Source organism: Pontibacter russatus (assembly GCF_009931655.1).
Classification (GTDB): Bacteria; Bacteroidota; Bacteroidia; order Cytophagales; family Hymenobacteraceae; genus Pontibacter; species Pontibacter russatus.
Map to the genome: position 1 here is coordinate 1,342,496 of NZ_CP047984.1, position 12,894 is coordinate 1,355,389.

Genomic DNA, 12,894 nt, shown 5'->3' on the forward strand with positions numbered 1-12,894 from the left:
CACATAATCCGCCTGCCCGAAGGCCGCTTTATCCGCAGGAATACGTACCTTTGTGAGATTTTGCGGGGCTGTGGCATTTTCAGCGAGACTTTAATGTTGCACCACAATACCGTTGTCGCGACCCGGGCTTTGGCTGCAGACTGTCGCATTTTATATATAAAGCAGAGTATCATCCATGGCAAAACGCGGATTCGGGCCGAGTGCAGCGCAGGAAAACGAAGGCAGGAAAAAAATCAGTAAGGAAAGCTTTCGCCGGGGGCTGCAGATTTTCAGCTACGTGCTGCCTTACAGATTCAAGTTCATCACGGGCCTCGTCTTCCTGCTGTTTTCGAGCCTGACGTTCATGGCCTTCCCCTACCTGGTTGGCAAACTCGTGGACGCAGCTGTCGGCAACACCGAGGGGCTGCTGCAGGACATCAACCTGATTGCCATGGGCCTGTTTGGCGTCATCGTGCTGCAGGGCATCTTTTCCTTTTTCAGGGTGTACTTCTTTGCGCAGGTAAGCGAAAACGCCGTGGCCGACATCCGCCGCGATTTATATAGCAAATTCGTGCTGCTGCCCATCCCGTTCTTCGAGAAACGGCGCGTGGGAGAAATCACCAGCCGCATCACCACCGACGTGGCGCAGGTGCAGGATGCCATGTCCATCACGCTGGCGGAGCTTTTCCGGCAAACCACCACTTTGCTCGTCGGCACTGTCATCATCATGCTGGTGTCAGTCAAGTTGTCGCTGTTCATGCTGGCCACCTTTCCGGTGCTGGTGGCGCTGGCGCTGGTGTTTGGCCGCAAGATCAAAAGCCTCTCCAAAAAGACGCAGGACGAGCTGGCCAACACCAATGTGATTGTGGAGGAAACGCTGCAGGCCATCAACACGGTGAAGGCCTTCACGAACGAGATGTTTGAGATTGCCCGCTACAAAGCCACCCTGGGCAGGGCCGTGACCACAGCCCTGTCGGCCGCCTACTACCGCGGTGCATTCATTACGTTCATCATCGTCGGGCTGTTCGGCGGCATTATCCTCGTTATCTGGTATGGTGCCACGCTGGTGGCCAACGGCGAGATTGCGCTCGGCGACCTGATGTCGTTTGTGCTCTACACCGTGTTCATTGGCGCCTCCGTGGGCGGCCTCGGCGAGATATATGGCAAGGTGCAGGCCGCGCTTGGCTCCACAGAGCGCATCCTGGAGATACTGCAGGAGCAGGAAGAGCCGACCGATAAAGGCGCGAGAACCCTGAGCGAAGTCCTGAAACTGCATGGGGATATAGCCTACCGTAATGTGGCTTTCTCCTACCCTACCCGCACCGATGTGCAGGTGCTCAACGACATCAGCTTTACCGTGCGCGCCGGCGAGAAAGTGGCCCTGGTTGGCCCGAGCGGCGCCGGAAAGTCTACGATCGTGCAGCTGCTGATGCGCTACTACGATGTTTCTGGCGGCAGCATCACAGTGGACGGCAGGGACATCCGCGATATAAATCTGACCACGCTGCGCAGCAACATCGGCATCGTGCCGCAGGAAGTGCTGCTTTTTGGCGGCACCATCCGGGAGAACATTGCCTACGGCCGGCCCGAGGCCACCGAGGCGGAGATTGTGGAGGCGGCCCGCAAAGCCAATGCCTATGATTTCATCAGGTCCTTCCCCGAAGGGTTTGACACCCTGGTGGGCGAGCGCGGCATCAAGCTGTCGGGAGGGCAGCGCCAGCGCGTGGCCATTGCCCGCGCCATCCTCAAAAACCCGGTCATCCTCATCCTCGACGAAGCCACCAGCGCCCTCGACTCCGAGTCGGAGCAACTGGTGCAGCAGGCCATGCACGAGCTGATGCAAAACCGTACTACCATCGTTATCGCCCACCGCCTGGCCACCATCCGCAAGGTAGACAAGATACTGGTGATAGACGGCGGCGCGATTGTGGAGGAAGGTTCGCACGACATGCTTTCCATGAACCCCGAGGGCATATATGCCAACCTGCTGAAGCTGCAGTTTGAGCTAAGCTAAACAGATTTATATATGATTTTTAAAAAATCCTGCCCGTGCTGAACCGGCAGGATTTTTTATTTTATACATTTACTACGCCTACACGGCGCGACACCGAAGAATCTGACCCCAAACCTGCAGCGGCGTTCTGTTGCCGTTGCGTATGCATGATGCTGAAACACCACTCAAAGGCGCTTTACACCCTCTGCCTCTTCCTGCTCCTGCTTCCGGGCCGGGTGCTGGCGCAGGAATTCACCCAAAATTTCCGGGCACTGAACGCATTCTATATAGAAGCTGGCGGCAACAGCGACACCTACTCCGTGAACTACGACCGTGTGGTGTACCAGCAGCGGGTGTTTAAAGCGGCTGTCCGCATCGGCGTGGGCACCAACCTGTTTTTTATGGAAGGCGAAGAAACGGTTTACCCCATCGTGCCGGTGGAGGCGCTGGCGCTGGTGGGGCGCAGAAAGAAACATTTTGAGGGAGGCCTGGGCTACACGCACCGCTTCACCGACAACCCCGAGCTGCTGCAACAGATGTACTTCGCCCGGCTGGGCTTCCGCTACCAGGCACCGCGCGGCGGGCTGCTGGTGCGGGTGGCCGTCACCCCTTTCATTTCGCCGGATAAAGACTCCCGCACGCCCGGCGTCGGGGTGGTTCCCCGGCTTGGGGTCAGCGTAGGCAAGAGTTTCTGAGTCAATTCTTCGGGCATCCGGGCCGGGAATTATGTGTTCTAAAATGCTGATGTTAAGTGCCTGTACCTATATATACTGCCACAGTAGCTGGGCCAAGGATAGTAGATACGAACATGGTCTGCTAGTATAGTCTGGAAGCGAATTCCCTGTTTCATTTTTCAGCCAATCCTGTTCATCCTCCAATCCTGTAAATCCTGATTCAGACAGATTGCATCGGAAACGATGGGAAAGATATAGCTACAACTCCGCGCCACGAGTAGGGCCAGGTTATGTATAGACTCCCCTGACGCTACGCTTTCAGCAGAAAACTACCGGCCCCGGATTCCGTCAAGGCCAAACCCCACTTTTTCAGGATCGGCTCCTCCAGCGCCTTTTCCCGGTATTCGTCAGGTGTCAGGATAGGGATACCATATATGATCGGGTAGTACCTCCTGCAGGCAGGGCAGGTAAGCAGTCCTTCGATAATATCCCCGTTTTCGTGCTGTACAAACACTTTGGATTCGAGTTCTTGCTTGTCGAGGGGGCAGCACAGTTTATTCAGGAGCGATGGGTTCATGTCTTCAATTTGTGTAAGGTTTGTATATATGCCGCCGCAGACATTTGCGGAGAGGCATCGTTCAGAATGCCTGAGATAACAGCCACTCCGGCAAAGTCCAGGTCCTGCAGCGTTTTCATATTTTCTGTTGTTATCCCGCCTGAGAGGAAGAAGGGGATGTGCGTCAATTCCCGCGCTTGCTTCACCGTCTCCGGAGTCACGATTTCACAGCTGCCCGCAGAGGTGGAGGGAAACATGGCACAGAAGGAGATATAATCCAGTTGGTTCTGCTCTGCCCACCGGACTACCTGCAGATCGTTGCCACAGGTTATGCCGCAGATAAAGTCCCGGTTGATTTCCGCTTTGATGGTCTCATAATCTGTAGGGATGTTGTCGAAATGGACACCAGCCAGCCCCGTGGTTTTCAGCAACTCCCATTCCTCATTTATCAGCAAAGGCACTTTATATGCCGAAGCGACAGCAAGCACGGCCCGGATGAGATATGCTTTATCGGCCAAGTCAAAAGAAGCGGGCCAGTTGTTCCAGATCTGCAACACCCGGACGCCTCCTTTCAGCGCCTCCTTCAGCTTGTGCAGCAGCGTGGGGGTATCCATACCAGGGTCCAGCACCAGGTAAACGCCGCCGGTTATCATATCCTGCTTCTTCATCTCCAACCTGCTTTCAGGGCCTTAAAGAACGCTTCCCAATAAGGGTCCTTTCCATCACATGAAAGTGCTTTCTCCTCACCCTCATCCACGATTTTGAATCCCTCCTCCTCCGGGATCATCTCCCCTACCACGGTGGCTTTGATGGATTTGGATTGCAAATGGCTGATGAGCTTTTCTTCCCGGCCTCTGCGCACTGCCATGATCATGGAGCCTGCCCCGACGCAATAACGGTGGTCAATCTCAAACAGCCGTGTTATCAGGCGCTGTGCTTCCCCCACCGGAAGCGCTTCGTTATATAGCCGGAAACCGCAGCCGGAGGCTTGCGCCATCTCGCAGATAGCCCCCACCACGCCGCCCTCCGTTACATCGTGCATGGCTTTCAGTTCCACATTGTTTTGTAGTATTTCCGTGGCAGCAAGGGCATCTTTCAGGGAAGAGGTCTGGTAGAAGTTTTCACACCCTCGTTCATATACCTCTTTGCCCAGCCTGTTCTTCACCGTCTCCGGGAAACTCATCGCCAGGATAGAAGATGCCACCAGCGCAGTCTCCTTCGTTACCACGAGCACATCCCCGGGCTCGGCGCAGTTACTTGTCAGAATCTCGTTCAGCGGGGCCGTCAGGAACATCGTGCCCCCGCCCGAGATGGTGGAATTCAGCCCTTCAGTCTGGCCGGTGTGCCCTCCGGTGATGGAAACGCCAAGGTCCTCGCAGAACTGGTGTATATAGGCCCAGTATTCTTTGAAGGCATCCAAAGAAAGAGTAGATGGCAGGTTGAGCACAAACTGCGCATACATGGGCGCAAAGCCGGTGGAGGCCATGTCGTTGGCCAGCAAATGCACCGACAGCCAGGCAGACGCTTTCATACCGATGGAAGGGATGAGCGAGAGCGGGTCGCTGGAGACAGCCATCCCCAGGTTATTGCCCAGGTCAATGACGGCGGTATCCACACCGAACTTCGGCCCTACCAGCACTTCCTCCCGGTGGTAGCCGCGTTGCGGGAGCAGCACATCCTTGAACGTATTGGCGGCTATTTTTCCGGAGTTGTCTTCGAAAGCGCTCATTTCGCATCATTTAGCCGTACATGCAAACCGAAGAAATCGCCGTAGGGCTGGCTCCACTGCTGCACCGGAAACCACGCAGGGAGGCCGGTTGCCGTCCATGTTATCGTATAGTCCCGCCCCTGCAGTGCTTCCGCTATTACTGCTTTCAATTTATCGGGCGTGTAGAAGGTGGCGGTGACGTAAAAAGGGTTTTTGCCGAACAGCTCCTGGATTCTCCTTCTGGCCACCTTCGGGGAGTTCCGGTTCATCATCCCGAACACGATGCCGTACTTCCCGACGCGCACCGCTTCCCGGATCACCTGCACCGGGTTTTTGTAGTACTCAAACGTGGTGATGAAGGCGAGCGCATCAAAGGTGTGGTCCTTGAACGGCATGTGGTGTGAGTCGGCCAGCACAAGGTCGCCGTCGAACAGATGGGCGCCCTGCCCCAGCATGAAGGGAGAGAGGTCACCCCCGCTGGCCTCGATGCCGATCTCTTTCCACCAGCGTGTGAAGCGGGTGGTGCCACAGCCGAACTCCAGCAGGGTTTTCACCCGCCCGTCTTTTTTGATAAGATCGCCGATGACTTTCTTTTGCCAGACTTCCGCCCGTTTGTACCGCCCCTCGTACCAGAGTTCGTAGGTGTCGGTGTGGTCGCGGTTGAAGAACCACTCCTCGCGGCCCTGCCACTTGCGCAGGTCCTGTGTCACGAGGTCGAATTTTTGTTGTTGAAGGTTGCTCATGGCAGGTATTTTTAAGGTTAAAAATAGCCTGACGAGAAAAGCAGATAGGGAATGGCGGGAGAGCACCGCAAGAGGTGCTCAGATGACTTACATTCCTACGCTGGCATTATCCAGATCAGGTGCAGGGTATGATCTCAGCCTGATGTAATATCAAGCACCCCTTGTATGATGGGCCAAGGTATGAAATTTTTATAAAAAGGCGAATTAAATATAATGCCCGCACCTGCCTGCCGCGCCTGCCTCCTATATGGAAAAGCCTGCGGACACAGTGGAAGCCCAGGTTTGAAAAGATACTTGATAGGTGACATTTCAAGCGGTGCTGCCGGCAAATTACGCTGGCTAAATCCTGATTTAATGCGTAATATTGCAGCAGCAAAACACTCTTAATTTAGACGCACACCCATGAAGAAAACATTTATCGGCTTTGTACTTTCCGCTGCCCTTTTATTCGGTGCCGGAGCAACGCAGGCACAGGGCATCCAAATGCCGGCAGCAAGCCCCTCCCAGAAAGTGGAGCAGGCAGTAGGCCTTTCCACGGTATCCCTTGACTATTCCCGCCCTTCTGCCAAAGGCCGCACTATTTTCGGCGACCTGGTGCCTTACGGAAAAGTGTGGCGCACCGGCGCGAACAACTCCACGGTTATCAAGTTTTCGGACGAGGTGACCATCGAAGGGAAGAAAATCCCTGCCGGGGAGTACGCCATCCTCACCATCCCGAACCAGAACGAGTGGACGGTTATCCTGTCTAAAAACACCAAGCTGGGAGGCAACGTGGCCGATTACAAGCAGGAGGAAGACCAGGCGCGCTTCACGGTGAAGCCGCAGCAGAACCCGCGCAAGGTAGAGTCCTTCACCATCAACTTCGCCAACCTGAAGGCGGATGCCGCGGATGTGGAGATCCTGTGGGACAACACCATCGTGCCTTTCACCATCAAAACGGACGTAGACAACAAAGTGATGGCCCAGATACAGAAGGAGGCAATCGACAACGCGAACGCCGACCCAAACGTGTACGCCGCCGCCGCCAACTACTACCTCGAAACCAACCGCGACCTGAAGCAGGCCCTGGCCTGGATGAAGAAGGCCAACGCCAAAGACCCCAAGTTCTGGAACATGCACGCGCAGGCCAAGATCGAGGCAAAGATGAAGGACTACAAGAGCGCCATCAAGACAGCAGAGAAATCTATCGAGCTGGCGCAGCAGGCCAAGAACCAGGACTACGTGGCCCTGAACCAGAAAGCGATCGCCGACTGGAAGAAGATGAAATAAAGCCTAAGCCGCTTTTAACGTATAGAAAGCCTCCGGGGAAGTGTTTCCCGGGGGCTTTTTTATCCCTTTATATTTAAGACCACAGCTACCGTGCAAGAGGAAAAACAACATTCGGAGGAGCACCTGGGCCCGGCCCGGGAGTATTGGTGGAACGAGGATTACCTGGAGCTGCTGGCAAAGCGTTTATATATAGAATACTGCCAGACGCTGGTGGACATCGGCTGCGGCAAAGGCATGATGGGCTTCAAGTTCTCGAAGTATATGCCCCTCGGCGCCAAGGTATATGGCGTGGATTACGAGCCGGGCTATATAGAGGAGGCCCGGCAGCGGGCGCAAAGCCAGTTCGGCGGCAACAGCATCGACTATGAGTTCAGGGTCGGCAACGCCACCGATATTCCGCTGCCCGACAACACCGCCGACGTGACGCTGTGCCAGACGCTGCTGATCCACGTGAAAAACCCGCAGCGCGTGATACAGGAGATGATCCGGGTGACGAAGCCGGGCGGCTGGGTGCTGGCGCTGGAGCCCAACAACCTGGTGCCCAACCTCATGTTCGACCGCTACGGCGAGACAGACTATAACGTGGAGAGCATGCTGGACGTGCTGGAGGTGAAGCTCCGCATCGAGAAGGGCAAAAAGCAGCTCGGCGAGGGCTTCAACTCACTGGGTGACGTAATCCCCGACCTCTTCCTGAAAGCGGGCCTGCGGGATATAAAAGTCTGGATCTCGGACAAGGCCCTTTCCATCATCCCGCCCTACGACACGCAGGAAAAGATGCTGCGCGTGGAACAGATGCTGCAGTGGGTGGAGTCGGAGGCGATGGGCTACGACTACCAGGACAACCTGAACTACTATATGGCGGGCGGCGGCCAGAAAGAAAAGTTCGATGCCTACTGGCAGACGCTGCTCTACAACAAGATCATGCTGAAGGAGAAGCTGCAGAACGAGGAGTACGTCTCGGCGGGCGGAAGCCTGGTCTATATCGTGGCAGCCCAGAAGCCAAGATAGGCGGAGTATATATAGGGTGCCGCGCTCAACCACCCCTGCCCCTCCTGGGGGCGTAGGGCTGGTTGGAAATCGGGCTGAGCGCTCAGAACTAAAGACCTCGCAGCGGAGTGTCTTGCCAGCACTTTAAACTTTCACCCCTTTCTTCCCTACAAACGGCTGCAGGATAAAGCCGAATATAATCACGCAGACACAGCCGATGACGTTGAACCACAGGAAGGCGATGTCGGTGAAGTAGAAGCAGTAGAGCACCACCAGCTCGGCCAGCACGGCGGCGACAAACACGGCGTTGCCCCGGACATAGCGGAAGTAAAAGCCAACTAGGAAGATGCCCAGGATAGTGCCGTAGAAGATGGAGCCGACAATGTTCACCGCCTCGATGAGGTTATCGAGCAACGAGGCGAACATGGCGAAAAGAATCGCTATGGCCCCCCAGAGGATGGTGAACATCTTGGAGGCCGTGACGTAATGCTGCGCACTGCCCCGCCGCCGCATGGAGCGCTTGTATATATCCACCACGGTGGTAGAGGCCAGCGCGTTCAGTTCTGAGGCAGAAGAAGACATGGCCGCCGAAAAGATGACGGCCAGCAACAGGCCCACCATACCCGCCGGCAGGTACTTTATCACGAAAGAGATGAAGACGTAGTCGGTGTCCTTTACCTCGGCCTCCGGCGTAGCCTGCTTAATCACTTCCTTCGCCTCGTCCCGCACGCCCTTTGCGGCGGTGGCCAGGCTTGCCACCTGGTCTTGGGCAGCTTCGATGGCGGCCTCATCCTCTGTGCGGATGGCTTTTACCAGCCCATGCACCGCCTGCTGCTTCTGATCAAAAACAGCAGTGTACTCTTCCTCCAGCTCACGCAGATCGTTGGCATATGGAGTGGCATATACCTTGGCTTTCGCTGCGCCATTAAAAAAGACCGGCGGCTGGTTGAACTGGTAAAACACGAACACCATCACCCCGATAAACAGGATCAGGAACTGCATCGGTATTTTCAGCAGGCCGTTGAACAGGAGCCCCAGCCGGCTCTCCCCCACTGATTTTCCGCCCAGGTAGCGCGCCACCTGGCTTTGGTCGGTGCCGAAGTAGGAAAGCGCCAGGAACAAGCCCCCCGTGATACCCGACCAGAAATTGTAGCGGTCGTCCCAGTTAAAGGAGAAATCCACTACGTTCATCTTTCCCATTTTACCGGCCACGGCCACGGCTTCCCCGAAACTCACGCTCTCGGGCAGGTAGTACACCACCATATAGCCGGCAAGCAGCATACCGCCCATCATCACGGCCATCTGCTGTTTCTGCGTCACGCTCACGGCCTTGGTGCCACCCGATACGGTATATATCACCACCAGCACCCCGATGATCAGGATCGTCACGTTCAGGCTCCACCCCAGCATGGTGGACAGGATGATGGCGGGCGCGTAGATGGTGATGCCGGCGGCCAGCCCGCGCTGCACCAAAAACAGCAGCGCCGCCAGGGAGCGGGTTTTCAGGTCGAAGCGGTTCTCCAGAAACTCGTAGGCCGTAAACACATTCAGCCTGTAGAAAATAGGGATGATGGTGATGGAGATGATGACCATGGCGATGGGCAGGCCGAAGTAAAACTGCACGAAGCGCATGCCGTCTTCGTACGCCTGCCCCGGCGTGGAGAGAAACGTGATGGCGCTGGCCTGCGTGGCCATCACCGACAGCCCGATGGTCCACCACTTCATGCTGTTGTCGCCCTTCAGGTAGCCCTCAATGTCTTTGCTGCCGCGTGTCCGCCAGACGCCATATATCACGATGAAGCCCAGGGTGCCCAGCAGCACAATCCAGTCCAGCGGCCTCATTCGTAGATTTTGGTGAGTATATAAAACAGGAGAATCAGGAATGCCAGGTTGCCCAGCACCAGCCAGTACATGCCCGCCCAGCTGTTAAAAAGCGGCGGCTTTGTGAGTGGCTTTTCTTCGTCCACAGGGTTTGTGTCTTCCATCGGGTAAGGGGTTGAGCGAGCGGCAGGTTGCCGCTGCCATATATGATGATGCTGTATAAATTCGCGTGAGCTATATATAAGCTACTTTAACCCGGAGGCCTTAGATGAGGTGCCGCCGGATGTGGTGTTCTGCCCCAGCGAGATCAGGTTGGCGAACAGCCGATAAGCCCCCGGCACCCCCGCCGGCAACTCCCTGAACCAGGAATACCCGGTGTATATATAATTCCCCTTGCCATAAGGCGCAATCAGCAGGCCGCCGTCGCGGGCAGGCTCGCCGGGATCGTTAGAGGATAAGATGGCCGCATACTCTTTGCTCCACTCGGTCGGGAAGTACAGGCCGCGCTCCTGCACCCAGCCCTCAAAGTCTTTCTGCGTGATTTTGTTCGGCGTGTTCAGCACCGGGTGGTTTGGCTGCAGCAGGCGCACCTGGGCATCCTCCACCGCCACCCGCTCCCGCGAAAGCTGTAGCGGGTAAGGGGCTATTTCCGGGAGCACAAGGTTGTGGCTGGTGTTGTACTGCACAATCAGGTTGCCGCCGTTCTTCACATACTCCAGCAGCGTGGGCTGGTAAAAACGGAGCCGGTCCACGGTGTTGTAGGCGCGCACCCCCACGATAATGGCATCGAACTGCTGCAAACGGGGCAGGCGCATGTCGCCCTCCTGCAGCAGCGTCACGTTGTAGCCAATCTGCCGGAGGCTGGCCGGTATCTCGTCTCCGGCGCCCATGATATAGCCGATGTGCTGCCCTTTCGTCTTCAGGTCCAGCTTCACGATTTTGGCCGCGGCCTCCGGCAGCGTCACCTGTGCCGGTATATGGCTGTAGTCAATCACGTTGAGGCCCTTCGAGTAGCTTTCGCCGTCGATGGTGGCCACGGCCTGGAGCGCCGCCTCCTGCTCCTCCTGCGGCGGATACACCGTGAAAGCCACCCGCTGCTCGGCCCCTTTGTTTTTCAGGTCAAACGGCACGGAGACGGGTTCTGCGCGCCAGCCCTTCGGCAACTGCAACTGCACCTTTCCGGCTATATCATCCTTCCCTGACTTCACCAGCACCTGCACCTGCTTCGGCTCCTGGCTAGCAAACACATACACGTTCTCCTGCAGATTCACGAACACCGGCGGCGTCACCACGAACGGCCTGTACACCTCGCCCTCCACCGGGTCGGTGCGCTTGTACACCACCGGCACCGTTACCTCCAGCGGCTGCCCGCTCACCTGCAGCGAGAAAGTAGCCTGCGCAGCAGGGGCGTTCTCCGGCATGCCCACCTCCTGCTGGCTCTCCACAGCGTACATGCCCACTGTGCCCTCCTTGCGCAGCCAGTAGGGCTGGGAGTAAGCCATATCCTTAGGCAGTTTCGCTGTGGCGGTATAGGTGAGCGGCTCGTTGTTTTTAAGTGGTTGGTTGAGGGTGGTGTCTTTTGCAGCGAAGCTATACATGACACTTTGCAGCGTAACGGGCACCTCAGACCGGTTGATGGCCTCTACCCGCAGCGCCACCGGCTGGCCGGGTGTGGCTGCGTAATCGCTTGCCGTGACTTCTATATATAGGCCCATGGCATGCTGCAGCACGTCCTGCAGTTCCTCCAGTTTCACGCGCTTCCAGTAGCCGTCCGGCAGTTTTTCCAGTTCCTTTTTAGCGGCAAGCAGCGTGGGCACCACCGTTGCGGGCTCCGCCGGGTTGTAGGAGTCAATGGCCTTCTGAATCAGTTTCGCTACTTTCTCACCGCCCTTTACCCGACCCCAGCTGGTGTCGATACCCCCGAACAGGTTTTTTTCTGCCCGCCCGCCTTTGGTGTGCTTCAGGTACTCCAGGGAGGTGCCGCGTGAGCCCGAGGAGCCGAAGCCCTGGCTCTTGTGCATGCTGCGGCTCTCGGCGGCAATCTCCCCGTACGACTTGCCCAGCAGCGGATTATATCCCCCCACATCTATCTTGAGCAGCTCATCCACATATTTGTCGAACTCGGCCTGGCTGCCAAACGACCAGACGCCCGTGTTCCAAAGCAGGCGCTTCGGCTGCCAAACGGCCACATATTTCAGCTGCTCCGGGAAGCGCTTCGGGTCTGCGGCGGCATCAAAGGCCTCTTCCGCCAGGATGGCGGAGGCGCTGTGGTGCCCATGCCCGGCGCGGCTATCCGGCGGAAACCGCGTCACCATCACATCGGGTCTGAACTTGCGGATAACATAGACCATATCCGCCAGCACCTGCTCTTTGTCCCAGATGTTGAAGGTCTCCTCCGGATTTTTGGAGTAGCCGAAGTCGTTGGCGCGGGTAAAGAATTGTTTGCCCCCGTCGGTGCGGCGGGCCTGCAGCAGTTCCTGCGTCCGGATGAGGCCCAGCCCCTCCCGTATCTCCGGCCCTATCAGGTTCTGGCCCCCGTCGCCGCGCGTCACGGCCAGGTAGCCGGTATTGTACAGCTTTTCGTTTGCGAAATAAGCAATCAGGCGGGTGTTTTCATCGTCGGGGTGCGCCGCCACGTATAAGACCGACCCGAGCACATTCAGCTTTTTAAGGTCTTGCAGCACCTTGGCAGCCGAGGGCTTGGCCGGTGCCTGTGCCCAGGCGGCAGGCAGGGTGATGCACAGTGCCAGCCACAGAAGCAGGCTGCTTCGGAAGATGAGGGTTTTATGCATGGAGCGTTAGTATGGTCAATGTTTTCCGGGAGCCGCCGTTTCACAACAACTCATTCTGTAAAGCTATAAAATTTACCTGTTCCATACCACAGCCGTTTTGCCGTGCCTACAGAAAGTCAGTGTACCCGGACAAACGGCCGTCTGCCCTCTATGTGCGCCCGAAAGAAAATTTTTTTCATAAAAAGAGCGTTATAAGAACTACAATGCCGGGTGTAGCATTTTAGTATAATTTATTCTATTTTTAATTTCATATATATTTGTATCTATATAAAAAATCATATATGTTTGTCGGGTGCCTGGCGCACGGTGTCGTTTCCCTTTTTGATGTTCGTACTCAGACCTAACGGCGGATATGGCGTGTCAGCAGCAAGC

General features: G+C 56.4%; 11 protein-coding genes and 1 riboswitch. Of the genes, 4 read left to right on the plus strand and 7 right to left on the minus strand.

Annotation, left to right across the window (positions count from 1 at the left end; all coding sequences use genetic code 11):
* The first annotated feature begins 175 nt into the window (after window positions 1–175).
* Together GSQ62_RS05540 and GSQ62_RS05545 are read left to right on the plus strand one after the other, a co-directional pair.
* Window positions 176–1,993, plus strand: coding sequence for an ABC transporter ATP-binding protein (locus tag GSQ62_RS05540; RefSeq protein WP_161888588.1), 1,818 nt, complete (start codon window positions 176–178; stop codon window positions 1,991–1,993).
* Between the two features lie 146 nt (window positions 1,994–2,139).
* The gene (locus GSQ62_RS05545) at window positions 2,140–2,667 is read left to right on the plus strand and encodes a hypothetical protein (RefSeq protein WP_161888589.1); all 528 of its coding nucleotides are present in this window, start codon (window positions 2,140–2,142) and stop codon (window positions 2,665–2,667) included.
* A gap of 289 nt (window positions 2,668–2,956) precedes the next feature.
* Here the strand turns inward: GSQ62_RS05545 and GSQ62_RS05550 are convergent, their stop codons facing one another.
* The 4 genes from GSQ62_RS05550 to GSQ62_RS05565 are packed head-to-tail and all read right to left on the minus strand — an operon-like array spanning window position 2,957 to window position 5,653.
* Window positions 2,957–3,223: a Trm112 family protein gene (locus GSQ62_RS05550; RefSeq protein ID WP_161888590.1), complete on the minus strand. Its 267-nt coding sequence runs from the start codon at window positions 3,221–3,223 to the stop codon at window positions 2,957–2,959.
* A complete protein-coding gene (locus tag GSQ62_RS05555; RefSeq protein ID WP_161888591.1) occupies window positions 3,220–3,870 on the minus strand; it encodes a thiamine phosphate synthase in 651 nt (216 codons plus the stop codon). Before GSQ62_RS05555 ends, GSQ62_RS05550 begins: the two co-directional genes overlap by 4 nt.
* The gene (locus tag GSQ62_RS05560) at window positions 3,867–4,931 is read right to left on the minus strand and encodes an AIR synthase family protein (protein ID WP_161888592.1); all 1,065 of its coding nucleotides are present in this window, start codon (window positions 4,929–4,931) and stop codon (window positions 3,867–3,869) included. The genes GSQ62_RS05555 and GSQ62_RS05560 overlap by 4 nt, the downstream gene beginning before the upstream one ends.
* The gene (locus GSQ62_RS05565) at window positions 4,928–5,653 is read right to left on the minus strand and encodes a class I SAM-dependent methyltransferase (protein ID WP_161888593.1); all 726 of its coding nucleotides are present in this window, start codon (window positions 5,651–5,653) and stop codon (window positions 4,928–4,930) included. The genes GSQ62_RS05560 and GSQ62_RS05565 overlap by 4 nt, the downstream gene beginning before the upstream one ends.
* 75 nt (window positions 5,654–5,728) lie before the next feature.
* A riboswitch (TPP riboswitch) is annotated at window positions 5,729–5,825 on the minus strand.
* 230 nt (window positions 5,826–6,055) lie between these two features.
* Here GSQ62_RS05565 and GSQ62_RS05570 point away from each other — a divergent pair.
* Both GSQ62_RS05570 and GSQ62_RS05575 read left to right on the plus strand, forming a co-directional pair.
* The gene (locus GSQ62_RS05570) at window positions 6,056–6,922 is read left to right on the plus strand and encodes a DUF2911 domain-containing protein (protein ID WP_161888594.1); all 867 of its coding nucleotides are present in this window, start codon (window positions 6,056–6,058) and stop codon (window positions 6,920–6,922) included.
* A 90-nt stretch (window positions 6,923–7,012) separates the two neighbouring features.
* Window positions 7,013–7,930, plus strand: coding sequence for a class I SAM-dependent methyltransferase (locus GSQ62_RS05575; RefSeq protein WP_161888595.1), 918 nt, complete (start codon window positions 7,013–7,015; stop codon window positions 7,928–7,930).
* A 123-nt stretch (window positions 7,931–8,053) separates the two neighbouring features.
* Here GSQ62_RS05575 and GSQ62_RS05580 read toward each other — a convergent pair whose 3' ends face one another.
* The 3 genes from GSQ62_RS05580 to GSQ62_RS05585 form a co-directional block, all read right to left on the minus strand.
* The gene (locus GSQ62_RS05580) at window positions 8,054–9,751 is read right to left on the minus strand and encodes a sodium:solute symporter family transporter (RefSeq protein WP_161888596.1); all 1,698 of its coding nucleotides are present in this window, start codon (window positions 9,749–9,751) and stop codon (window positions 8,054–8,056) included.
* Window positions 9,748–9,894: a hypothetical protein gene (locus tag GSQ62_RS20630; protein ID WP_202621846.1), complete on the minus strand. Its 147-nt coding sequence runs from the start codon at window positions 9,892–9,894 to the stop codon at window positions 9,748–9,750. The genes GSQ62_RS05580 and GSQ62_RS20630 overlap by 4 nt, the downstream gene beginning before the upstream one ends.
* Before the next feature lie 81 nt (window positions 9,895–9,975).
* Window positions 9,976–12,522, minus strand: coding sequence for a PIG-L family deacetylase (locus tag GSQ62_RS05585; protein WP_161888597.1), 2,547 nt, complete (start codon window positions 12,520–12,522; stop codon window positions 9,976–9,978).
* Window positions 12,523–12,894 lie beyond the last annotated feature (372 nt).

Coding starts and splice junctions, on each gene's coding strand:
- GSQ62_RS05540 (WP_161888588.1), top strand. CDS start 176: ATGGCAAAACGCGGATTCGGGCCGAGTGCAGCGCAGGAAAACGAAGGC.
- GSQ62_RS05565 (WP_161888593.1), bottom strand. CDS start 5,653: ATGAGCAACCTTCAACAACAAAAATTCGACCTCGTGACACAGGACCTG.
- GSQ62_RS20630 (WP_202621846.1), bottom strand. CDS start 9,894: ATGGAAGACACAAACCCTGTGGACGAAGAAAAGCCACTCACAAAGCCG.
- GSQ62_RS05555 (WP_161888591.1), bottom strand. CDS start 3,870: ATGAAGAAGCAGGATATGATAACCGGCGGCGTTTACCTGGTGCTGGAC.
- GSQ62_RS05560 (WP_161888592.1), bottom strand. CDS start 4,931: ATGAGCGCTTTCGAAGACAACTCCGGAAAAATAGCCGCCAATACGTTC.
- GSQ62_RS05550 (WP_161888590.1), bottom strand. CDS start 3,223: ATGAACCCATCGCTCCTGAATAAACTGTGCTGCCCCCTCGACAAGCAA.
- GSQ62_RS05545 (WP_161888589.1), top strand. CDS start 2,140: ATGATGCTGAAACACCACTCAAAGGCGCTTTACACCCTCTGCCTCTTC.
- GSQ62_RS05580 (WP_161888596.1), bottom strand. CDS start 9,751: ATGAGGCCGCTGGACTGGATTGTGCTGCTGGGCACCCTGGGCTTCATC.
- GSQ62_RS05585 (WP_161888597.1), bottom strand. CDS start 12,522: ATGCATAAAACCCTCATCTTCCGAAGCAGCCTGCTTCTGTGGCTGGCA.
- GSQ62_RS05570 (WP_161888594.1), top strand. CDS start 6,056: ATGAAGAAAACATTTATCGGCTTTGTACTTTCCGCTGCCCTTTTATTC.